Source organism: Lysinibacillus sphaericus, from assembly GCF_005217585.1.
In the GTDB taxonomy this organism is placed as follows: domain Bacteria; phylum Bacillota; class Bacilli; order Bacillales_A; family Planococcaceae; genus Lysinibacillus; species Lysinibacillus sphaericus.
Window position 1 is genome coordinate 724,071 of record NZ_SZPT01000002.1, and the last position, 24,842, is coordinate 748,912.

At 38.6% G+C, this 24,842-nt stretch carries 20 protein-coding genes and 1 other RNA gene; 1 reads left to right on the forward strand and 20 read right to left on the reverse strand.

What is annotated here, in order from left to right; translation table 11 throughout:
• Positions 1–7 precede the first annotated feature (7 nt).
• From FC748_RS09180 to FC748_RS09275, 20 genes are all read right to left on the reverse strand, one after another.
• A complete protein-coding gene (locus FC748_RS09180) occupies positions 8–598 on the reverse strand; it encodes a phosphate propanoyltransferase (RefSeq protein ID WP_036205335.1) in 591 nt (196 codons plus the stop codon).
• A 100-nt stretch (positions 599–698) separates the two neighbouring features.
• Positions 699–977 carry a BMC domain-containing protein gene (locus tag FC748_RS09185; protein ID WP_024363388.1) on the reverse strand — a complete coding sequence of 93 codons (279 nt, stop codon included), beginning with the start codon at positions 975–977 and terminating at the stop codon, positions 699–701.
• A gap of 15 nt (positions 978–992) precedes the next feature.
• Positions 993–2,483, reverse strand: coding sequence for an aldehyde dehydrogenase family protein (locus FC748_RS09190; RefSeq protein ID WP_024363387.1), 1,491 nt, complete (start codon positions 2,481–2,483; stop codon positions 993–995).
• Positions 2,484–2,498: 15 nt separating this feature from the next.
• A complete protein-coding gene (gene eutL, locus FC748_RS09195) occupies positions 2,499–3,149 on the reverse strand; it encodes an ethanolamine utilization microcompartment protein EutL (RefSeq protein WP_024363386.1) in 651 nt (216 codons plus the stop codon).
• Positions 3,150–3,161: 12 nt separating this feature from the next.
• Positions 3,162–4,169: an ethanolamine ammonia-lyase subunit EutC gene (gene eutC, locus FC748_RS09200; RefSeq protein ID WP_025219165.1), complete on the reverse strand. Its 1,008-nt coding sequence runs from the start codon at positions 4,167–4,169 to the stop codon at positions 3,162–3,164.
• A gap of 9 nt (positions 4,170–4,178) precedes the next feature.
• Complete coding sequence (locus FC748_RS09205; RefSeq protein ID WP_029747306.1) at positions 4,179–5,549, reverse strand: ethanolamine ammonia-lyase subunit EutB; 1,371 nt, start codon at positions 5,547–5,549, stop codon at positions 4,179–4,181.
• 5 nt (positions 5,550–5,554) lie between these two features.
• Positions 5,555–6,976 (reverse strand): ethanolamine ammonia-lyase reactivating factor EutA, encoded by a 1,422-nt coding sequence (locus tag FC748_RS09210; protein ID WP_024363383.1) that lies wholly within the window; start codon positions 6,974–6,976, stop codon positions 5,555–5,557.
• Between the two features lie 20 nt (positions 6,977–6,996).
• On the reverse strand, positions 6,997–7,494 hold the full coding sequence (locus FC748_RS09215; protein WP_024363382.1) for a EutP/PduV family microcompartment system protein: 498 nt from the start codon (positions 7,492–7,494) through the stop codon (positions 6,997–6,999).
• A 10-nt stretch (positions 7,495–7,504) separates the two neighbouring features.
• Positions 7,505–7,846, reverse strand: coding sequence for an ethanolamine utilization microcompartment protein EutS (gene eutS / locus FC748_RS09220; RefSeq protein WP_024363381.1), 342 nt, complete (start codon positions 7,844–7,846; stop codon positions 7,505–7,507).
• A gap of 19 nt (positions 7,847–7,865) precedes the next feature.
• A complete protein-coding gene (gene eutH, locus FC748_RS09225; RefSeq protein WP_024363380.1) occupies positions 7,866–9,110 on the reverse strand; it encodes an ethanolamine utilization protein EutH in 1,245 nt (414 codons plus the stop codon).
• Positions 9,111–9,194: 84 nt separating this feature from the next.
• Positions 9,195–9,773, reverse strand: a complete 579-nt coding sequence (locus FC748_RS09230) for an ANTAR domain-containing response regulator (protein ID WP_024363379.1) — start codon at positions 9,771–9,773, stop codon at positions 9,195–9,197.
• Positions 9,766–11,172 (reverse strand): histidine kinase N-terminal domain-containing protein, encoded by a 1,407-nt coding sequence (locus FC748_RS09235; RefSeq protein ID WP_024363378.1) that lies wholly within the window; start codon positions 11,170–11,172, stop codon positions 9,766–9,768. Before FC748_RS09235 ends, FC748_RS09230 begins: the two co-directional genes overlap by 8 nt.
• Before the next feature lie 279 nt (positions 11,173–11,451).
• Positions 11,452–13,359, reverse strand: a complete 1,908-nt coding sequence (locus tag FC748_RS09240; RefSeq protein ID WP_108030480.1) for an ATP-dependent DNA helicase — start codon at positions 13,357–13,359, stop codon at positions 11,452–11,454.
• A gap of 84 nt (positions 13,360–13,443) precedes the next feature.
• Positions 13,444–14,580 carry a THUMP domain-containing class I SAM-dependent RNA methyltransferase gene (locus FC748_RS09245; RefSeq protein WP_024363376.1) on the reverse strand — a complete coding sequence of 379 codons (1,137 nt, stop codon included), beginning with the start codon at positions 14,578–14,580 and terminating at the stop codon, positions 13,444–13,446.
• A gap of 3 nt (positions 14,581–14,583) precedes the next feature.
• Positions 14,584–16,323 carry a sensor domain-containing protein gene (locus tag FC748_RS09250; protein ID WP_024363375.1) on the reverse strand — a complete coding sequence of 580 codons (1,740 nt, stop codon included), beginning with the start codon at positions 16,321–16,323 and terminating at the stop codon, positions 14,584–14,586.
• 280 nt (positions 16,324–16,603) lie between these two features.
• Positions 16,604–16,982, reverse strand: an RNA gene (gene rnpB / locus FC748_RS09255) — RNase P RNA component class B.
• A 59-nt stretch (positions 16,983–17,041) separates the two neighbouring features.
• Positions 17,042–17,341, reverse strand: a complete 300-nt coding sequence (gene gpsB / locus FC748_RS09260) for a cell division regulator GpsB (protein WP_024363374.1) — start codon at positions 17,339–17,341, stop codon at positions 17,042–17,044.
• A gap of 121 nt (positions 17,342–17,462) precedes the next feature.
• Positions 17,463–18,710 (reverse strand): ribonuclease H-like domain-containing protein, encoded by a 1,248-nt coding sequence (locus FC748_RS09265; RefSeq protein ID WP_108030479.1) that lies wholly within the window; start codon positions 18,708–18,710, stop codon positions 17,463–17,465.
• Between the two features lie 510 nt (positions 18,711–19,220).
• A complete protein-coding gene (locus FC748_RS09270) occupies positions 19,221–22,742 on the reverse strand; it encodes an InlB B-repeat-containing protein (RefSeq protein ID WP_108030478.1) in 3,522 nt (1,173 codons plus the stop codon).
• Positions 22,743–23,264: 522 nt separating this feature from the next.
• The gene (locus tag FC748_RS09275; protein ID WP_024363371.1) at positions 23,265–24,284 is read right to left on the reverse strand and encodes a zinc-binding alcohol dehydrogenase family protein; all 1,020 of its coding nucleotides are present in this window, start codon (positions 24,282–24,284) and stop codon (positions 23,265–23,267) included.
• 152 nt (positions 24,285–24,436) lie between these two features.
• Between FC748_RS09275 and FC748_RS09280 the strand changes: the two genes are divergently transcribed.
• Positions 24,437–24,799, forward strand: coding sequence for a winged helix-turn-helix transcriptional regulator (locus tag FC748_RS09280; protein ID WP_108030477.1), 363 nt, complete (start codon positions 24,437–24,439; stop codon positions 24,797–24,799).
• Positions 24,800–24,842 lie beyond the last annotated feature (43 nt).

Sequence of the window (24,842 nt, forward strand, 5' to 3'; positions counted from 1 at the left end):
CTCCTCCTTACGAACATGATTTCACAATTCTTCCTTGTGCTTGTTGTGCAATAAAGCCCGCATTGGCCTCATCTGTATCAATATGCATTTCTAAGCTAAAATCATTCGAGACACGTACTACTACAGCACGAAATGTTACAGGTCTTTCACTGTCAACTTCTACAGAAACGATTTCATTATTGTGTACTTCCAATGCTTTCGCATCTTCTTCTGTCATATGAATATGGGCCTGTGCTATAATGACTCCTTGCTCGATCAACACTTCTCGTTGTTGATAGATAAGTTTAATACTAGCTGAATTTTCGATATCTCCCGATTGTCTTAGGGGAGGGTTTAAACCTAGTTTCATCGCATCTGTTCGACTTATTTCCACTTGCGTTGCTGCCCTTACAGGTCCTAATACACGCACATTGTGAATGACTCCTTTTGGTCCCTCAATGGAGACACGCTCTTTTGCTGCAAACTGTCCTGGTTGCGAAAGGTCAAAATCCTTTGTCAACGTTGCGTTTGGACCAAATAGTGCTTGTAAATCTTTTTCACTTACATGTATATGACGGGCTGAAATGGCAACTGGAAATGCTTGTGATTTTATATTCAAGTTAGCCACCTCTAAATCTAGTAATTGATTTTTTTACTGTTGATAGTAGGCATTCATCACATCAAATTGACAAGCGATGAATGCCTCTTCAGTCGTGTAATTAAGCTTCTGCTTTTGGTAAAATTAATTCTAATTCGTTATGAGGGCGTGGAATTACATGCACAGATAGCAATTCTCCAACACGTTGAGCTGCTGCTGCACCTGCATCCGTTGCTGCTTTTACTGCACCTACATCGCCACGAACCAAAACAGTAACAATTCCGCCACCAACATGGACTTTCCCTACTAAATTGACACTTGCCGCTTTTACCATTGCATCCGCTGCTTCAATTGCTCCTACAAGACCTTTTGTTTCTACCATTCCTAATGCTGTACTCATTTGTCATTCCTCCAATTATTTAGTTTGTAATGTAATTTGCTTTAAAACTTGATCAACAATTTGTTGCACCACTTTTGTATCCAATGATGGTGCTTGTGCCTTTATATTTTCTACCACCGGATGTAAATCAAATTCCGGAGCTGGCACCTCTACATCTTTCATGCCATAAGCCATGCGCTTAATATTTAATAAATGTCTAGCTGTAATGTTATCGGACGTAATATTACCACCAAATGTCCCACAACCTAATGTAAAGGATGGTGCTAATCCAGTCGTACCACCAACCGCACCAATTGAAGATAGCGTGTTCACAACAATACGCGACACTGGTAAATCAAGCGAAAACTGCTCTGCTAGCGCTGTATTTTCCGTATGAATAGAACAAGAATGTCCCCGTCCTCCAATATTCAGTAGATCAATCATTACTTGTTTGGCCTCTGTGCTATCCTCTACTGTGTAGAAAGCAAATATTGGTGATAGCTTTTCTAGTGAAAATGGAATGTTTTTTCCAATCATTGTCTCCAACCCAACAAGTACTTTCGTCTCTTCTGGCACCATAATGCCGATAGAATGTGCTAAACTCACCGCTGATTTTCCAACAATTTGTGGATTCACTTTGCCAGGAACAGGAGATATTAACTTTTCCATCTTTAATTTTTCTTCAGCATTCAATATATAAGCATGCTGTTTCTTTAATTCTGCTAAAACTTGTTCAGCTATCACTTTATCCACAATAATGGCCTGCTCTGTCGCACAAATGGTGCCATTATCAAAGGATTTACTTTGCACTAGCTGACGTGCGGCTTTTTGAATATTGGCTGATTTTTCGATGTAAGCTGGTACATTGCCAGGACCTACCCCATAAGCTGGTTTTCCAGAGCTATATGCCGCTTTGACTAACGCCCCACCGCCCGTTGCTAAAATTAAGTGAATCTGTGGATGTTTCATTAATTGTTGTGTCGCTTCCATTGAAGACATTGTTAAACATTGTAACAACCCTTCTGGCGCACCAGCATTTTCTGCCGCAACTCTACAAATATCTAAAGCTTCCTTTGTACATTTAACGGCATATGGATGCGGGCTTAACACAAGGCCATTTCTCGTTTTTAAAGAAATAAGCGTTTTAAAAATGGCTGTAGATGTAGGATTTGTTGTTGGCACAATTCCTGCGATAACGCCAAATGGACTAGCAATCTCTGTTACTTTCTTTAGTCGATCTGTGCCAATCACGCCAACTGTCTTTAAATCTTTAATATCTTCATATACATCTCTAGACGCTACTTCATTTTTCATTTTTTTATGATTTTGGATACCCATCCCTGTTTCTTCGACAGCCATTTTGCCTAATCGTTCTGCCTCTTTAAATGCGGCATCCGCAACAGCCTTCACAATACTATCCACTTGTTGTTGGGAATATTGCATATAGGCCGCTTGTGCTGCATTTGCTTGACTAACAGCGTCTCTCATTTCCTGAATGGCTAATAAGTCTTTATCTAATGTCGCCATAAAGCCGCCTCCTTTCTAAATAACCGGATTTCTCGCAACATGTTCAATTGCTTCTCTAAATGCATCTGCAGCAGCTTGGCAGGAAGACTGACTGCCGCTAACTATGCCACCACCAAAGTTGGTTTCGGAAGGTGGTCCAAAAAATAGTTTTAGCTCTACATCTGCTGCCTTTAAAGCGGCATCTAAACCGACAACCGCCTCAAGTGGTGGTGCGATTAAATAAGCGAGCGCAGTGCCAATCTTAACGTCTGCTAACTGTGCTAAATAGCTGCCACAGCTTGCCACAGTATGCGCAAAAAGTGCATGGTTTTCATTATTATTAATGGCTTCGAAATACGTATCAAATTGCACCTTTTGCTCAATTGCCTCCAGCCCACTGCGAATTTCATCTGGGGAGCTACCCGCTATAATGCCAATCATTTCACCAGATAATGGTCCTGACGCATGAGCCGCTCCTGCATAGAAGCTTTTTGCATAAACCACTTCCACATCTGCTTTTTTTGTCGCTTCATCTAAAGCCACATATCCGACATCATCAATGGTTAGTGTGACTAGCCCAATGCTATGCTGATTTGGCTTCAACGCAAGCTGTGCTGCCAAGTCTCTATTCACTCTAGGAATCATCTGCATAGCCAAAATATCAGCCATAATTTTATGAGGATGCATTGCTTGTTCCCCCTAACCTTCTTTTGCGACAAGGTTTACGCCACTTGCCTTGTATTGCAATATTTTTTGCACGACAGTTCCTAAATAAGCTCCTGCCTCTAATGGAGGAATACCACCTTTATGAATGTTGGAAATGACCATTCGATCTGCTTCAACCGTACCTATTCTCGGCTGATAACATAAATACGCACTCATCGACTCTGCTGACACTAGACCAGGACGTTCACCAATTAAGTAAACAATGACCTCTGCTTGCAATAGCTCGCCAATTTCATCCATAAGCGCTACACGCCCTTTATCGATGTAAAAAGTAGTGCCTATTTCAATATTTAAATTGGTAAGACTTTGTTGTAATGCTAAATATACATCTTGGACATTTTCTTCAATCGCACTCGCACTTAAGCCGTTGGAAATAATAATTTGCACGGTTGGGCGTGCTTTACATGTTGATTGAATAAGTGTCTTCGCTTCATCAGATAAGCGGCGACCTAAATCAGGTCTCGTAATGTATTCTTCTTTATCCGTTACTTTTGTTGTTACTTGGAAGACATTCAGTTTTTGTAATAGTGCTTCTGTCACTTCTCCATACACTGCATCTACTGCAGCAGCATGATCGAGTCGGAATTTCAACCAAGTTTTTGTTTTTGGTCTTGTCCCCGCTCTACCAACACCAATTCTTGCAGGTGTATGCTTTTTAGCTGCTTGCACACTTTCTGATACATTATGCTCTTCAAATTGAAAAGCCTTCGCCGTTTCTACAGTTGTGGAAACATCATAATTAGTAGTATTTTGCGAATAATCCTTTGTTGAAGCTGTTTGGTAAAGCTTAATTAACGATTGATCTGATGTTGCCTGTGGACTTGATAGTTCTTCTGTATGCTTAGCCGCACTATCATAAAATTTAATTAATGGTTGTTTTTGTTCTTCAGCTGGTGGAGCTGTTTCTGAAGAAGTGCCCGATGTATTGGTCATTTTCTCCATCACAAGCTGTGTAATCATGGATACTAGCTGTTCATTCAATGGTCTCACCTACCTTTCAAATATCGATAAATCGCCAGCTCTAGCTGAAAGACGACCATTTTCGTAAATGCCCATTTTTTCTAACCAAGCTAAATATTCAGGTGCTGGTGTTTTACCAAATGTTTGGAGTAATGTTGCAACATCATGGAAGCTCATAGACTGATAGTTCAGCATAATATCGTCTCCCATCGGTGCCGCAATAATAAAGTTGACACCAGCTGCAGTTAGTAACACACTTAAATCTTCCACATCATTTTGGTCAGCCTTAATATGATTGGTGTAACAAATATCCACGCCCATAGGAATGCCGTGCATTTTACCCATAAAATGATCTTCTAACCCTGCCCGAATGACTTGCTTGTTGTTATATAAATATTCAGGGCCAATAAAGCCAACAACTGTGTTGACTATGTACGGATTAAAATGTCTAGCAAATCCATAGTTGCGTGATTCGAGTGTTACTTGGTCTATGCCCATATGTGCTTCAGCCGAGAGCTCGGAACCTTGCCCAGTTTCAAAGTAAAATAAATTTGGGCCCGTTCCCGTTCCCTGTTTCTTCACGAGTTCCTCTGCTTCTCGAATTAAGTCAGCAGAAATGCCAAACGAACGGTTTGCAATTTCTGTCCCTGCAATACTTTGGAAAATCATATCGGCAGGAGCTCCTTGCTTAATGGCTTTCATTTGTGTTGTAATATGAGCCAATACACAGTTCTGCGTTGGAATCGACCAATCAGTAATAAATTCTTTTGTCGCCTGTAACACCTTTTTAACGCTTTCGACCGAATCATCTACTGGGTTAATGCCGATAACTGCATCACCGATTCCATAGGACAATCCCTCTTTTAATGAGGCAATAATGCCATCGATATTGTCTGTTGGATGGTTCGGCTGTAGTCTTGAAGAAAGCGTACCCTTTTGCCCTATCGTAATATTGCAAGTTGATAAGATTTCTACTTTATTGGCTGCATGAACAAGATCTAAGTTAGACATCAATTTCGTAACGGCTGCAATTACTTCTGAATTCATGCCTTTACTTAAACGTTTTAACTCTCGATCACCTGTATCATTCGATAAAATGTATTCTCGAAGCTGTTCAATACTCCAGTTTTTTATTTCGCCATATATTTGTTCATTAATATCGCCTTCAATAATGCGTGTCACTTCATCATTTTCAGGTGGAACTAGCGGATTCTCGCGTATATCCTTGACTAACAATTCACTTAAAACAGCTTTTGCTGCAATTCGTTGTTGGACAGATTCAGCAGCAATCCCTGCTAGCTGATCTCCTGATTTTTCCTCATTGGCCTTAGCCATCACATCTTTTAATGACTGAAAATTATATTTTTCTCCACCAAATATCACCGATAGATTCACGTTCATCCTCCTTACTTTGAGTGGAAAGCAAGTGTTTTCACTACAATGGGGACAACACCAGAAGGTAGCACTTCCCCAATGTCAATGTAATCGCCTGTTTCTACTTTAATTTGATCAATGCATAGTATAGGAACTGTTGGATTAATGGCTTGTAGCGTTTGCCCTATGACCTTTGCATAATCTGATTGAATGACTATGATAATTGGTATGTCCTTGGAGCTTCTTGTTCCTAAGTATCGTAAAATGGCCTCGCACAATGCATGGACATCTTCAAAACTTAAATACGGTAACTCACTAAAATAAAGTGCAAAGGGTGCGCGGTGATCATCCAGTGAAAAAAGTGCATCTGCTCTGTCCACTGCTGTCTTCACGATTTGATCAAACGCTTTCGTTGCTACACCTGAGCAATTAAATACAGGAATATTTTTTAACGGTAATACATCCGCATCAACTTGAATCGTTGCACCACTAATTTCGGTTGTTTGGGTTCCTGCTCCAGTTACTGTAGCGCGAGCAGTTTCCTGCGGCTGTAGCCATAAAAACGCTTGAAGTTGCTCATGTTGTAAAAGCATGTTCGCTAGTTTTTCACCAATATCATCATATTGGCGCTGCGAACAATCATGATCATAAATGCAAGAAGCTACACCACCTGAAAAAACGATTGCATCCACAGGCTTATGCCAATTTGGTAAATGTCCTAACAATAATGGATGTTGTGCATCTTGTAGTTGTCCGCTTAACGTGTTAGCTAAAAAGTCCGCCATTTCTTGAATAAGTTGTGCAACGCGCACGTCTTCTGCAGAGTCACCTACTTGTAATGGATTAGACCAATGCTTCATTAATTGCTTTATAGGAGGTGAGATAGAATAGACTTTGCCATGCTGAAATTCGATTAATCTACCGCCAACATGTAAGGTGCATGTGCCGATCACTTCACCGAACTGCATCACTGCAATATTTGCCGTACCGCCACCAATATCTATATTGGCAATTACTTTAGCTGTGTTTTTGGACTGTTGCACAGTCCCCGCCCCTTTTGCAGCAATAATCCCTTCTAAATCCGGACCAGCAGTGGCAACTAAAAACTGTCCAGCTGCATCTGCAAGGGTATGGACAACCTCCCTAGCATTTTCTTTCGTAGCAGATTCACCTGTAATAATAATGGCGCCTGTTGAAATATCCGCTGGTGAAATTTGAGCCAATTGATATTGCTGAAATATAAATTTTTCTATTTGTTCCATATCAATAATGTCTTTCGTAACAAAAGGTGTTTTAATAATAGGACTTTGATGCAACACCGTTTTTTCAATAATTTCTATTCGTGGCACATGGGTCACACCAGCAACATTTTTCAACAGAAAACTACTGACAACCATCTTTGTTGTACTTGTCCCAATATCAATGCCTGCACTATAAATTTTTTCTGTCTTCAACCTATACCTCCTCTATGCCACTATGGGCAATATATGAGATAGGGACTATCACGGTCCTTGACAAACTGGCGAATTTCTTCGTCTGACCGCAGTTGAATAAGTGGTGCAATCAACTCAATGCCCTGCTTTTGCCATGCTGATGTTTTCACAATTGGACCGTGCGTCATCACATTTTTTAACAATGCTGTTGCTCTTTCTACATCTGCAAGGGGTGCATCAATTTTGGTAATGACACCAATTTGAATTTTGGGTATACCCAAGCTAAACTGCGGAGGAAAAACACTCCTTGATGACGTGGCATCTTGCAAATAAATCACATGTGTTACTTCAAGTGATGTTGCCATAATATTCCTGTAGTACATTGGATTTTCTATATATTCTCCAGGTGTATCAACAATCCAGTCATCAAATACGAGTGCTTGAGTTTTAATAGCTTGTCCATCTTTGCCTAATAACGCATTCATTAGCGTTGATTTACCAGCTTGCACACCACCTATTATCATTACTCGATTTTTCATTTGACACATCCTATGACTTCGTTATTTTAGATGGCGTATAACCGAGCATTTCCGATAAAAAACGATTAATCTCCAACATCGCCATTTCTACTTCAGATACACTGCCAACAATAACGAGACTACCTGTAAAACGGTCTAAAAAACCTAGTTTTACATTGGCTGCCTTTGTTGCTAAATCCCCAGCAATAATAACTGTTTCGCTCGGTGTACAAGTCATAATGCCGAGCGCACCTGCTTCTTGTATACCAAGTTTTTGAAACATATCTGGATCAGGATTTGCAATAAGATGACTCAATGTTAGTTGCTTACCCGGCACAAACTCCTGAATAAAACGTTTCTTTTCCTCACTCACATTTCATCACCTCTTTCTATCAAGACTTTTGATCTGTTAAATATTCTCCCTCTTTAATAATGCCTGCCTTACGATCCTCTTGTTCTAGTTTTAATGCGGTCGGTACTGATAGCTTGTAAGCTAAAATAATGGCAAGCACCCCTGCTAACAGCTTCCCTGCTATAACAGGCAATATAATGGTTGGTTGGAAATTAGCCGTAAAAGATAAATGGTCGCCTAACAGGAATGCTGAACAAACCCCGAAAGCAATGTTGATTACTTTATCTTTTGGTGGCATCTGACGAACAAGTGTAAACATGGCCAAAATATTAGCACTTGTCGCTAAAATCCCTGCGCTTCCTACTGAAGAAAGACCTAATTTCTTCCCTGCTGTTTCAAGCGGTTTAGAAGCATATTTTCTTATTAAGTACACCATTGGGAATGCACCCGCTAACATAATACCGATATAACCGGCCGTTTCTAATGCACGGAATTGGTCTACACTATCTGCCATGATGGGATCAAAGCCCCATGCCCCAAAAATCTTAGTAAAAATGCCTGTGAAAATTTCGACAATAGAGAATACAAGCACAAGCTTAATACCTGCATCCATCACACGACCGAAAATCATAAACCCTTTGATCATGCCATTCGGGATAAGCTTTAGCCCTAACGCAATTAAGATAACAAAAATAAATAACGGTAATAAATTAAGTAATATTTGTAAAATAGAAATGGCAAACACATAGGTTGGTGCAGATGTTGTACTAATCACTTCACGAACCTCTGTGTTAAACATCACAATCATAATCGACGAAATAAATGCACCAATCGGAATCGTTAATACGCCTGCCATAATGCCTAATGCCATATACTTATGATCACGCTTGTCTAACATCGCAAGCCCCATTGGAATCGAGAATACAATGGTTGCACCTGACATAAAACCAACGACAAGCGCCATCACCCATCCTTCATACGACTCTTTTAAAGCATTTGCTAATTGATATCCCCCCATGTCCGACGCTAAAATTGCTGTAGCTGCAATTGCTGGGTCAGCTCCAATCAATTCAAAAATCGGACTAATAAAATGACTAATAAACCACGTTAAGTAAGGTATAGCTGCCATGATTCCTGCCGCTGGTACAAAAATATGACCTACTGTATGGAGTCCATTCATAAATTCTTTACCAATTCCATACTCTGCATCTCGAATCGCTCCGATTGCACCTAAAACTGCACAAATCATAATAATATAAACGATGATCGTTCCTATCATTGCCATCCTACTTATCCCCCCTTTGATTTTGATAAATATATATAAAAAAAAGACGCATTAAAGAAAAATTCTCTTTAAAGCGTCTTTGCTTCATCTATTTACTTGTAATGTATTTATAATTCGTTTTGCAATTGTTACCATTTCCTGTTGACTTTGCATACTCTCATTGCGAATTTTTTTATATGCCTCGTCTTCACTAAGATTTTCTACTTGCATCAGTAAACCTTTCGCTCGTTCGATGACTTTTCGCTTTTCTATCTCGCTTTGCTTATGCAATAATTCTCCGTTTAAACGGTTAAATTTATCGATTTGATGAAACGCCACTTCCAACGCTGGTAGGACATTTTTCTCAGAAAACGGTTTCATAACATACCCTAAAATATTATCCTGTTTCATGTATAATAACAATTCTTTTTCACTATAAGCAGATATAAAAAGCACTGGTATACCGAGCTGCTGTTCAATAATTTTACTCGCCTTTAGTCCATCTAGCTTCGGCATTTTGATGTCCATTAGTATCAGCTGAGGCTTATGTGTATAAGCTAGTTCAATCGCAGATTCGCCATTATTTGCCTGTGCTACTACTTCGTAACCATTATCTTCTAGCATAAACTTCAAATCAATTGCAATAAGTGATTCATCTTCGACAATCATAACTTTCCTAGTCATTTAGGATAAATACCTCCTCACTTACAGGAAACTGAATTTGAGTATGTGTACCTTGTTCACTAGGGATAATTGTAAATGTGCCAGCTAAATCATATTCAACAAGTCTTGTAATAATCTCCATTCCAAAAGATGCCTTCACCTCTTGCATCCCAACGCCGTTGTCGGAAATATGAAGTGAAATAGAAGATGCATCCTGAAGAAATTTTATATCAATTGTTCCTTCCTCACGATCAATAAAAGCATACTTTAAAGCATTTTGTAATAACTCACAAATAATTAATGCGAGTGAAACCGCCTTTTTAGAATGACAATATAGCTGTAGTTCATCGTGATGGAAGATTAATTGAATGGCTGCTGTATGAGAAGTGCCAACCATTTTATACCCTATTTTTTTAGACAAAGCGATAACATCCACTTTTTCTTCCGCATTATCCTCATTTTCTAAAATAAGTTCGTAAACAGAAGAAATACTATAAATGCGATTTAATGCTTCCTGAAAAGCACTTGCATTTGAAGCCGCTAGGTCATTGCGCATTTGCAGTCGCAATAGGCTTGTAACCGTTTGTAAATTATTTTTTACACGATGATGAATTTCCCGTATAGCAAATGTTTTCATCATCAGTTCATTTTCTTTCAGCTTTAGCTCTGTTAGATCATGAATAATAAGCAGTGTCACTTTATCATTTTGACTGCGGATAGGAATTTTTTTCACAATAAAAGATTTACGATCAATTGTAATTTCTAAGAAAAAGACATCATCGCCTTTATCATAGACCTCTTGTAAAAAAGGTAATATTTTATCCAAAGCAACATTATCGAAATTTTCTAGTCCTGAAAGTTCCGTTATAAATCGGTATCCTGCAGGATTGCTATAAATGACCTTATTTTCATGATTTGTCAGAATAATTGACTCTACTAATAAATCAGACACAACTGGAATTGGCTGCGCGTTGGGTTCGACAATATGCTCAATTAATGCAAAAGGCATATTTTGAAAATCATCCTTTGGTGCAGTTTGCATCTTAACCTTTTTTTCTTGAATCAACACGGCGATAACCTGTCCATCATCATTAAAGAGGGGGACAACGTTTTGTTCTACAGTTAGACCTTCCTGTGTGATTGCTCTCGAAATGGATGATCTTTCTTTATGTTTAAAAGCTGCAAATACTGCTGGCTCGAAGCTTTCAAAGACAAATTTTCCAATCACTGATTTTTCATATAAACCAATTTCTTTTGTAGGGAATGCCTCTGCTACAACAATTGCATGTGGTAAATTTTCCATCATACAATCTATGAACATATAGCAATCTGTCAACTCAGCATAATAAGATAGTGTAGTTTCAATTTCTACTAACTTCTCGATATCCTTACCTGATAAGCTTGTATATTTACTACACAACGATTGAATGCTCGACAGGTCCACCCCCTATCATAGAATACTCAACAGTGATTGTGACTATTCCTTTAAATTTCTTGTCATCATTATAAACCTTTTGCAAAATTATTTTCAAGAAGAAAAATTTTTATATTTAATAAAATTCATTGCATTACAAAGAACTATATAGTTTAAAACAGAAATATTCAACACTTTTTTCGACAATCTCTAAAAGCGGCACAATAATTATTATTTTAAAATAGCAAAAAGGCAAGTTTACGCCAATGGTAAACTTGCCTTTTTTTACTTTATTTCTGGTGTCACTGCTAAAATATTTTCAAATGTTTTCTGCTGTTTCGCTTCTTCCTCATTTAACAATATATGAATATCGCCATGATCATTCGATGTGCGAATTAATCGTCCCATTCCTTGTTGCAAACGCAATTGCATAAATGGTAACTCTACTTCTTCATACGGATTTTCAGCAAACGTCCGTTTCGCGTCAAATAATGGATCATGTGGTGGGAAAGGTAAGTCATATATTATCACACGTGTTAGCGCCTCTTCTGGCAAATCTAAACCTTCCCATAAATGGTACGAACATAGTGTTTTTACTGTACCTTCTTGGAAATCACGAACAATAGCTGATAGTTCACGATCTCCTTCAAACGCCACATACATTCGCTCCATTAGTGGTAATTCTGCTTTAAAGTTTAACATCGCTTGTTTTGATTTGAATAATATTAATGTTTTCTCACCGTCTCGTAACAATTGTTGGACACGGGCTGTTTTATTATTTTGAGATAGCTCATGTAAATAAATTCTCATCACTGCTTCGTAATCAAACGGTGATGGAACTGAGAAAGATTGGTAATTATGGATACCAAGACTATAAGCAATATAGGAGAAATCCTTATTGACGGATAATGTTGCAGAAGAAAATACGATTGGAAGCTTTTTTGAGAATAACTTTTCTTCTAAAACTTCTGTAATCAGTCGTGGCATAATAACTAATGTTTCTTCACCATCTGTTTCCTCTAACCAATCAACAGCATCGCCTTGTGCAGTAAAAATGCGAAGTGACGCTTGATATTGCTCTAAATATTCCTCTGCCATATTTAACTCATACTCTGGAATCATATACATTTCTGATTCAAAAACAAATTCTTCTAGTAGTACATCTACATCGGCAATCAATTGTTTACCATACTTTAAAAGTGTCGCAGATTTATTAATACGCTTCCGTTCTTCCTCAGACGCCACAATATCATCACGCAACTGATCGAAAAATAGTTCGTGATCGTCTTGCAATTTTTCCATTGCATACAAAGTTCGTTCACGTACTCCATCTACCATTAAACGCTCTAACAGAGGAACAATCGTCGTTGCCTGCACCTTATATGTCATTGCTCTTTGCGCCGCATATTCCAATAAATGCCCCTCATCTAGCACCATCATTGATACTTCGGGAAGTAACGCTAACTGCCCTTCACGTTCACGGGACTCTTTCGTTGCTAAATGCTCCATTAAAAAGTCTTGCGAGCAAATAATTAAATCCGTTGATTTACGATAATGTGCACGATGTAATGTTTGACCACAGCGATTACGCAAATCACATACTGAACATTGCATAATCGCATTATAATTCACTTTATGCCAATCTTCATCACTAACCGTTGGATAATCACTGCGATCACCATATGGTTGCACTGCAATCATCGAGCCTTGTGCATAGACACCATCGGGAATTGAAAAAGCAATATCATCGATCCACTCATCCGTTTCGACTTTTTCTGCTTCTTCGAAACGCTTTAAGCATAAATATTGATCACGTGATTTTGCTAAACGGACATCAATTTCTAAACCGAGTGTTTTTTGTAATTTATAAATATCGCCGCCCTCTTTCACGAGCTGGTCGATTAATGTTTCATCTGCACAGGCAATTAGCGCTGGTTTACCTGTATAGCGTGCATAGGATACAGCCGGCAGTAAATAGGCAATCGTTTTTCCTGTTCCTACTCCAGCTTCAGCAAATAACACATTTTTTTCTTTTAACGCCTGTTCAATTTGATAGGCCATGAAAATTTGCTCATCACGGCATTCAAATCCTTTTTCTGGTAATTCATCATAAAGGACATCGCCCATCCAGTCACCTAATGACTCGAAAAACGAGCGATCCTTCGTTAATGCAAATGGTAAAGATTTACGCAATTGACGTTCCCCCTCATACAATCTGTTCCTATTATACGCGACGAAACGGAAGATAAGAAAAAATCTTATCTTCCGTTATTCTAGTTAGTCTCTCTTGGACTTTTGTCCCCAATATTGATAATAATTTGTTTCAATAAAACCATTGAATAATTTACGTTTTTTCGTTGTTTGACGACCGTATAATTCTTCGAAGTTTTTCATGGAGGATAGCATATATACCGACCAAGTTGGGTAGTTTTTCATGACTTGTCCTAAATCACGAATGACTTGCTCTACAACTTCTACATCGCCGATACGCTCTCCATATGGAGGGTTCCCAATCATTACACCATCTGTTAGCTGTGTTGTAAAATCACGAGCTTGCATTTGTTTAAACGTAATAATATCCCCAAAACCTGCTTCTAGCGCGTTTTCTTGTGCAATACTTACCATGCGATGGTCAATATCTGATCCAAAAATTTCAAGTGGTTGGTCATAGTTGGCTATACTATCCGCTTCATCTCGCACAGCATCCCAAATTTTCGCTTTCATCCACGGCCAACTTTCCGAAATAAATTCTCGATTATAGCCTGGTGCGATATTTTGTCCATACATTGCTGCTTCTAGGGCAATTGTACCTGAACCACAAAATGGATCGACAAACGGACGGTTCGGATTCCATTTAGAAATCTGAACAAGTGCAGCGGCTAATGTTTCTTTTAGCGGTGCTTCCCCTTGCGCTTGTCGGTAGCCACGCTTATGTAAGCCAGCGCCAGAAGTATCAATAGTAAGTGTAGCCACATCTTTTAAGATTGAAACTTCAATTTTGTATGTTGCACCTGATTCATCTAAAAAACCAAGGCGTTTGTAGTGTTGCTTCATGCGTTCTACGATTGCTTTTTTGGTAATCGCTTGACAATCTGGCACACTAAATAATTTAGACTTTACTGATTTCCCTGAAACAGGAAAAGATGCATCCACCGGTAAATATTTTTCCCATGGTAGTGCCTTTACACTTTCAAACAATTGTTCAAAAGACTTTGCAGGAAATTGTCCTACAACAATTTTCACTCGATCTGCTACACGTAACCATAAGTTGGCACGAGCAATGGCCGTTTCATCACCCTCAAAATAAACTTTGCCATTTTCGACTGTCGTTTTATAACCGAGTGCCTGTACTTCTTGTGCTACAATCGCTTCTAAGCCCATTGCAGCTGTTGCGACTAATTTATAGTTTGCCATACATTATTTCCTTCCTTGATGTTCAATTTCCCAATACTCAATATACTCCAGCAATTCGGGAAGTGGTAACGGTTTGCTGTAATAATAGCCTTGGATAATATCACAGTTCATTTTCCGTAGTATATCCACTTGTTGCGCTTGTTCTACACCTTCTGCTACAACTTTCATTTTTAGACGATGTGACATTTGAATAATAGCATCTACAACTGCCTGTTTTTCATCAAGCGAGCAAATATGCTGAATAAAACTACGGTCGATTTTTAAACAGTCGAGTGGGAATCGAACTAAATAGCTCAATGATGAATAGCCTGTACCAAAGTCATCAATAGAGATTTTAAAGCCAAGCTGCTTTAGACGGACAAGCTTGCTTACCGTTTCCGTTGCACTATTCATGACAGTGCGTTCTGTAACCTCTATTTCAAAATTATTGGCAGAGGTGTTATAACGTTCTAATATTGTTTGAATGGACTCTAAAAAGTTTTGCTGTTTAAAATGAATGCTCGAAATATTGATAGCAATCGGTATTTTGCGACCAAATTGTTGTAACTTAGCTGCAGCTTCACATGCTTTCTCAATAATTACTTCACTTAAAGGAATGATAAGGCCCGTTTCTTCCGCATAAGGAATAAATTCAGCAGGCGATACAAAGCCAAGTCGCTCATTATTCCAGCGAACAAGCGCCTCTAGTCCTTGTATATGTTCGTTTTCCAACATAATTTTAGGTTGGAAATGCAACTCAAATTCACGATTTTCAATCGCTCTACGCAATTCAGAATCTAACAAAAGAACGCGTTGCGTGTCTGTTTGTAATTCATCAAAATAAAACGAATAGCCGTTAAGACCATTCTTTTTGGAATAGGTCATCGCCTTATCTGCACAAGTAATAAGTTGCTCGGATGTTTCGCCATCAGCCGGATACATACTTACGCCAATGCTTGTTGAAACAAAAATTTCTTGTCCATTAATGTTCATTGGCTGTTCCATTATAGCAATAATTTGCTCTGCAAATTTTGCTGCTTCGCGAACATTTTTTACATTCGTCAATGTGACGATAAATTCATCTCCACCGTATCTTGCAATGATATCTTTGTTTTTGAGCAATGTTTGAATACGTCTTGCTGCTTCTATCAGAATCGTATCTCCCACCGCATGCCCTAAAGTATCATTTATTTGTTTAAATCTGTCCAAATCCAAGAAATAGACAGCATGCTGTACTGAATGAGAAATAGTAGAAGACGATTCCAGTAAGCTATCCATTCTCTCAATATAAGCAAATCGATTCGATACATCTGTTAATGAATCCGTTAACAAACGTTTTTCTAGTTCATTTTCTACTATTTTTCTTTCAGATAAATCTGAGAAAATGCCACAATAGTTAGTAATTTCTCCACTATCATTCGTTATGCTAACAATTGTTAACCATTCAGGATACACATCTCCTGTTTTACGACGATTCCAAATTTCCCCTTGCCATATTCCTTCTTGTCGTATCTTTTCCCACATTGTCAAATAGAATGATAACTCATGTACACCTGACTGCAATACCGCGGGCGTTTTTCCTATCACTTCATCGCGTTTATAGCCTGTAACGAATTCAAATGCTGGATTAACCATCTCTATTTTTTTATGTTTATCCGTAATCATAATGCCTTCAGATACATTTTCAAAAATTTTCTTCAGTAAGGAAGTGGGGTATTTAGAAATCGAATTAATCTTATCCAGATTAGTAATTACTCCGCCCATATTTCCGCTCCATCCTATTTATCGATACTACCCTTATTTTTAGAAAAGCGCGTTCCTACTCATTTAGTAGGTATGTATGTCGCGTTCATACGATAACGGTGATGTTATAACTTCGAAGCGTATCGACAAAGGCACAATCCATGGTATTCATATTACCTCAGGCCTATATCGCGTATGACTAGACATCGTTAAGTAACAGTTACTTCTTTTATTAGTTCAAAAGAAAAGCTCTCCACCGAATTGGAGAGCGCTTGTTATTTCGTAGATAAGCATCAAAAAATTCAATAAGCCATGTTTTGTTCCCGAGTACTCAAACAGCTTACGCCTCGTACGACCGGGTAGTAATCATCTATCTACAGAGCGAACTCTGTCCCTCTATCCGTTCAATTCCTTCAAGAGAGTGCCCCTACCATAATTTGGGTTTCTCACTCGTGGGGTTTACCTCGTTCCACCTTGTATGTTTCCAAACAAGCTTCGTCACTGTGGCACTTTCAGGAAGTGTCGACCATATCCAATAGACTTAGGTCTTCCTTCCGCCGTCAGCTTTAAGCTGCCTTACCTTATTTTTTCAGTAAGCACGAACACTACGGCCATCGCAGAACCGTGTGAGCATGGACTTTCCTCTACGACGTCTAGCGCCGCAGCGATTACTCGAATTTCATGATGATACGAAGATTATACTAGACTTTTATGATAAATACAATGTAAATGATAAAAATTATTCGTAAAGTTTACTACCAAATACATGTTTTTCTAAATTTGAAAGACGTTTTAGAATATCAAAGTTGGTTGTACCCGCTGCGGATGCGGCTGGTTGTGGTTGTCTCTTTGGTGTATTCTCGATTTCTTCTTTTAGTTGTCTATTCTCTTCTCTTAATTGAGCAACTACTTTTTCAAACGATTCATAATCTTGAATAATTTCATCAAGAAAAGAATCGACCTCTTCTACATTATAGCCTTTAAAATTTTTCTTAAATTCCTTTTCAAGAATCATTTTTGAAGTTAATTTAATGTCCATACACATCGCCCTTCCTCGCACTACATACACGAATTCATTATAGCATATTTCATAACATTATATCGTCTGCAAACATTAATTGTAAGGCTAAACTTGTCGTTTCTTGCGCTTCCCCGGGAAATTATTGCTTATTTCCTAATCTGTGCAATCTCTTTTCCCAAGAAATTTCCCATTTTTGTTTTTGTTCCATTCGCCAATCCTCAGTCGAAGTAATCAGTTGTATGCCTTCTAATGTATAAACAAGGGCCTGTTTCATATCTTTTAAGTGATGCTCATAGATTATGGCTAGTTGTTCTAGTGCCTGCAACTTTTTTCGTGGCTCTATAAAATGGAGTGAAGCAACGAAGGCATCAACAGCTTTGCTATACTGCTTATTTTTTTTAAGTTGCATAGCAAGATAAAATTGGGCATTTCCCGCTTCACGCGCATCAAATTGAGCTGTTACCTTTTCTAAAACGTTAACACTTTGTGGACGTTTCTTTAAATCAGCATACCATTTCCCAATATTCGTGTAAGTATTGGCTGATTCATCACTCGATTGTTCAAATAATAAGTAAGTGGAATGAACATACAAGGTAATGAGCGACAACAAATCCCACTCGTTATGAACAAGTACCTTCATAAGTGCATCTGGCACACCACTTTTCACAGCATCTAAGTAAATAATTGGCGCTAAGTGTCCTGGGATATCCCCAACGCGTGAGAAACCAAGCTTTTCTTCTTCTACTGATTTTAGTTTCAACCGCTCCATATCATTTTTCCATAATCGCTTCGAGCTATGCAATAAATCGATTTGGCGCTGGGTACGAAGTTTAGGTAAAACTTTTTGGTTGAGTGTCCAACGTGTTTCTAGCTGTGGCCAGTCAAAGCTTTTGCCATTATACGTAATAATTGTCGCTGTTTTTTGCCAAAGCCTTGACTCAAACAGCAAGGCTGCTTCATGTGCTGGATCAGCTAAGACATATTGTGTTAATACAAAATCGTGTTTGGTCACTTCTAAAAAACCAAGAAGAAAAATTTGTGTTCCAACACCCTTTAATCCTGTTGTTTCTGTATCAAAAAACAGGACATTTTCGTCCACATCTAATGCATAAGGATGATCAAAATCAGCGGATTGCCATTTAATTAGCGCGTCAAAAAATGACTGTAATGGATAATGACCGTGCTGATAATGGAAAGGATAATGTACTTGTCGCTTAAAAACAATACCAAACTCATTATCGATACGCGTAAGACCAGCTTTCTCCCACTGATTCACATAGTTTGGTATAACCGGCTTTTGATACGTTGATTGCTCATTGGCAACTGGTTGTTGCACCTTTTTTCCGAGCATTTTTTTCATTTGTAGTATTTTATTTTCGTAAGACATCGACTTCACTCATTTTCTACCTGTAAGATTTTTTAATATTGTTAGCAAGCTATCAATTAAGGTGGAAAGCCTGTTGCCAAAGCAAACTTATTACAATATGTTCCACTGAATAACCTTATCGATTACCTAGAATCTTATGCTACATATATCATACCAAATCTAGACGACTAAAAGGCTCATCGCGCTATTCTGTACCTATCATTGCCTCAATTTGTTAGTCAAAAAAGGTGTACGATAATCACGTTACTTTTAGATATGGTGAATAAAGCCAATGTTATCATACGTACCAAAATGAATTTTAATGAATTGTTATGCACCGATTGTTTGCATATGAATATCTTCATTTACAAAGTTTAAATTGTTTAAATAATGAATATTCCAACTAAAAACGCTTTTATGCCACTATTTCCCTCAATAAACAGGTCCTCTAAAACTATCATATTAAATCTTAATCATTAGTAAAGCACATCTTCTCACTTATGTAAAAAGTGAAAAGATGTGCTTTTTCGATTAGCGATTCATTGCTCGGTACATCAATGCAACAAATTGTGCACGTGTCAGAGGATCATTCGGTTTAAAATAGCCATCATCCCCTAATGCAATTCCTTCTTGTTGTAAGGTCGCTATATAGTTGTAACTCCAATGTGTCGGTGGCACATCTTTAAAATGGCTTATACCATTGGGTGTTAGCTGTAACGCTTCTACAAGCACTTTAGCCATTTGTGCACGTGTCAGAAAGGCATCTGGATGAAATTCTCCATTTGAACCATCGACAATCCCTGCCTGATATAATTTCGTAATAGCTTCATAATATGGATGACTCGGCAAAACATCCTTAAATGATACCGTCTCACGTATTGCTTCTAGCTCAAAAGCACGCGTAAACATAACGGCAATATGCTGACGTTTAATATAATCATTCGGACGAAATGTTTTATCGGGATAGCCAGTAATAATTCCTTTTCTCGTCATATCCTGAATCATCTCCCAAGCCCAATGCGTTTTCGGAACATCAGAGAAAATAATGTCTTGCGCCTCCGTCTCTGGTTTTGATGGCTCAGTATGTGGCGTTTCCACAGGATTACTTGGTTCATTTGATGGCGTTTTTGGATTCTCTGGAACGGACGGCGTTGTTGGTGTCGAAGATTGACCATCACTACCAGATGAACTATTTACAAACCATTTTGCATAGAGCGCTGTATCTTTTGTCACCACATCTATTAGGAAATCCCATTGTGTTGTCAAAGTATCGCTCTTATACCAGCCCGCAAACGTATGACCTACCTTTGTTGGTGCTGCCGGTTTCGTTATTTTTTTATCATATGTTATAGTGACGGGCGCTACGGTAGTTCCACCATTTGTGTTAAAGGTCACCGTATAACTATTGATTGCCCACTTACCATACAAGGTTGTATCCTCTGTCACTGTTTCAGTCGCAAAATCCCACTTGTTAGTTAACGTCGCATCTTTGTACCAACCGGCAAATGTATAACCTGTTTTTGTTGGCGCTGTTGGCGCTGTTGCTTTTTCGCCATATGTTGCTAAGATTGGGGCTACCGCTGTACCCCCATTTGTATGAAACGTCATCGTATAGCTATTTGCGTCCCATTTCCCATACAGGGTTGTATCCTCTGTCACTGTTTCGGTCGCAAAATCCCACTCGGTAGTCAACGTTGCATCTTTGTACCAACCGGCAAATGTATAACCTGTTTTTGTTGGCGCTGTTGGCGCTGTTGCTTTTTCGCCATATGTTGCTAAGATTGGGGCTACCGTTGTACCCCCATTTGTATGAAACGTCATCGTATAGCTATTTGCGTCCCATTTCCCATACAGGGTTGTATCCTCTGTCACTGATTCGGTCGCAAAATCCCACTTGTTAGTTAACGTCGCATCTTTGTACCAACCGGCAAATGTATAACCTGTTTTTGTTGGCGCTGTTGGCGCTGTTGCTTTTTCGCCATATGTTGCTAAGATTGGGGCTACCGCTGTACCCCCATTTGTATGAAACGTCATCGTATAGCTATTTGCGTCCCATTTCCCATACAGGGTTGTATCCTCTGTCACTGTTTCGGCCGCAAAATCCCACTCAGAAGTCAACGTTGCATCCTTGTACCAACCGGCAAATGTATAACCTGTTTTCGTTGGCGTTGTTGGTGCATTGATTTTCTCGTCATAAGAGATTGTTAAGTCTCCTACTGGACTACCACCGGTTGCATCAAAGCTGACCGTTAATTGTTTTGGCAAAAGTGTAACACCTGAGCTTGTTATCTGACCGAGTCCTGTTGCGTCGAATGACAACTGTGCGCCAGAAACATTCGCTGAATTCACTGATCCTAAATCAGAAAAGCTGACGATTCCAGCATTTGCTTTCGCTGTTAACGTCCCTGTTAATGTCCATGCGCCTGCGTCTTTTTTCGCCACAGTAATAATTTTAGTATAATCATTGACACTGACATTTTCATAAGCATCATAAAGTGTCACTACAGGTTGTTGACTAAATAATCCTCCATTCATTGTGGGGGCTTTAAGTGCTGTCGTCACCTTCATGCTAGCCGCACTTCCCGCAACTGGTGTAATCGTTACCGAATTGCTACTAGCTGTGTTTACACCTAACACGCTAAACTCAATTGACTGTGTCGTTGCTGCATTCAATTTCAAATTCGCTGTAGCTATTCCGTTCGTGAAGCCTATAGCGACTACTTGACTTGATGAAGTCAATGGCTCTCCATTTACATTCCCAAACGACCCATTGGGTGCTTGGTTGTAGCCCAAAATCGTAACGTTTTTAATGCCATTAAAGGTTGTATCTATATCTCCCAGTGCATTTTTTACAGATAACGTAATCATATTATTGGAACCTACTGTTGGCGTATTCGATGCCACCGAAGCGACCACCGTTTGCGCAGGTTTTGGAATGAATTGCACACTGGTCGTGGCGGCAATGGCATTGCCATTAACAGTTGCACTGAGTATACTCGTACCAACAGTGCTAGGAGCGGTTAGAGTCGCTGTATAGGTACCATTGTTATGAGTTGTGACGGTACCAATTATCCCTAGAGTTGACAATATACTTACTGTCGCTCCACCAGTTGTAACATCATTTCCTTGCGCATCTTTCAACTTCACGGTTACAGTCGTCTGGCTTGTTCCGTCCGCGAGCAGCGAACTATCGTTAACAGTAACGGTGCTCTTTGCTAATGATGGTGGACCAGAGACAAATTGCACGCTAGCCGTTGTTGGTATCGTTCTTCCACCGACACTTGCATTGATGCTACCAGTACCAATTGTCGTCGGGGCAGTTAGAGTAGCCGTATAGCTACCATTGTTATGATCCGTCACAGCACTAACCGTTCCTACTGATGACGCAATCGTTACCGTCTCCCCACCAGTAGTAATGTTATTTCCTTGTGCATCTTTTAACTGGATGGTCACAGTCGTCTGGCTTGTCCCATCCGCTACAAGGCTAGTATTATTGATTGTCACTTGACTCTCTGCTGGGGATAGTGCGTAATCAGGAATCATATACGTTTTGAAAGTGAAATCTATTCCAAACCCTGATGAGTACCCTCTTGAATACGCATCATAGTTACTTGTAAACCACCCAAAACCAGCACTGCCACCGTTTTCAGTAGAAACAACCATTCGATACATCGTTTCCCTCGTCAAATATGGTAATATGCTTGAAAAATCAACCGATGTCCAACCCGAGCCGAATGATGCTAATTGTGCAGAGCCAAGGGGTGTCGATAAATCCCCTTCCTTGTAAATACTTACTTTTAGTGCTCCAGGTGAACCAAAACGATCCATTATGCCAATATCAATCTTGCTTAGTTGCCCAGAATAGAAAGGCGTAAATGTTTGATAGCGTGGATAATCAGAATTAACCCAAATATTACTAGAATAACTCGTCTGCTCTTGATCCAAAACATCAGAAGCAGCGGCTTTAGCACTTCCCCCAAAAAATAGAACGATACTTATTGTAACTACTAGAAGTAATACAACCGATAGCTGAAATTGCTTTTGATTGTTCATCCGTGTCCCCCACTCTTTAACCTAAAATTACCAGTTAAATATTTATCTTTTTTCTACTTTTTAATAATACTGATTTATGGCCTAATAGAAAATATTTTTTTCTGATTCATACTCAAATTTTTTGATTTTTTTATAATTGTTAAAATTGTAAAACTACACAATAAAAACATTCTACCTATGGGAATTCAAAATGAGGTATTCATCTTATGAGAAAAATATGTTAAGAATAGAGTAGAAAGCGTCCATTCGAAGTAGTCTAACTTATTTAAACAAACACCTCAGTTGATATGCGTCTTTTCTAACACACAAAAGGACTTCAAACAACATTGGTCTGAAGTCCTTATATTTGAAAAAAGATTGTTCGATATAATATATTTGTGTATTCAAGCTCCCTATTGGCGCTACTTTGACAAATTTGTATGAACAGTCAAACAATGTACGATTAAGCCCATTAGGAAGTAACAGACCATGTTGATAAGGAACTGCGGAATGCGAAGAAAGGGATGGAGCCAGTCATAACCATCATTCAAACCCCTCAACCACTACTTTCCCAATGGTTTTTCCATTTTCAAGAATTGCGTGTGCTTTTCTCAAATTTTCCGCATTAATTGGATAGAGAATTTCAGATATTGTGGTTTTTAAAATATGACTATCAATTAAAATAGCTATTCTATTTAAAAGTTTATGTTGGTTTATCATATCTTCAGTTTGATACATCGACCGAGTAAACATGAGCTCCCAAACAAACGTTACACTTTTATTTTTTAATAAAGTTAAATTAAGTGGTTCATCCGTTTCCACAATAGAACAAATCGTTCCTTGTGGAGCTATGACCTCAGCCATATTAGTCCAATAATTATTTGTGGAATTTAAACACAGAATATAGTCAACCGCTTCAATATTAAGTAAATTTAACTGTGAAACAAAGTCCTCATAGTGATTTATCGTATAGTCTACACCTAATGCTGTTGCCCAATTTTGTGACTCTTGTCTCGAAGCTGTACCTATAACAGTTAATCCAGCCCATTTAGCCAGTTGGATTGCAATAGAGCCCACTCCCCCAGCCGCACCAATAATTAAAATGGTTTTATTTTTATTATCCTTTGAAAAACTACTAATTTTCATTCTATCGAATAATGCCTCATATGCTGTAATTGAAGTCAATGGTAATGCGGCAGCTTCCGCAAAATTTAATGTCTTTGGCATATGACCTACAATTCTCTCATCAACAAGATGAAACTCACTATTACAACCTGGACGTGTTATATCTCCCGCATAATATACCTTATCGCCTGGTTTAAACAGTGTGCATAATGGCCCTACTTCTTCGACAATCCCAGCCACATCCCATCCTAAAATTTTTGGCATGTCTTCAAACTTGTCTTTCGGAGATCTCACTTTATAATCGACAGGATTCACTGAAACCGCCTTTACTCGAATTAATAAATCTCGGCCTTTCGCACTTGGCTTTTCTATTTGTAAATCTAATAAACTCTCTGGATGATCAATAGGTAAGTATTGTTGTAAACCTACAGCTTTCATTTTTTTCATAAAGAAAATTACTCCTTTATCACTTATTTTTAATCATTTCCCTTACGTCTGTTATAATAAGCTAAATGATTATTATTATGTAAGTACGCACATTTTTGTTTGATAGTATCAATTTTTATACTAATTACTTAGGAGATATTCAAATGTCAGACAGTAAATTAAATCTTTATACAGCTTGTCCAGATGCCTATGGATGTCCCGTTGAAGCAACACTTGGCGTAATCGGCGGAAAGTGGAAAGGTGTTATTTTATATCATCTTATGTCAGGAAAGAAGCGTTTCAATGAATTTAGACGCTTAATGCCCGATATTACCCAAAGAATGTTAACGTTACAACTTCGTGAATTAGAGAAGGATGGAATAATTCATAGAGAAATCTTTAAAGAAGTACCGCCTAAAGTAGAATATTCACTAACTGAGTTCGGGCGAACACTTGAACCTATAATTAAACTAATGAGAGATTGGGGAGAGCAGTACAATTTAAAAAATAATAGTATCTTAAAGTAAAAGCGTATAAATAAAAAATAACCAAGTCTACGACATATGACTT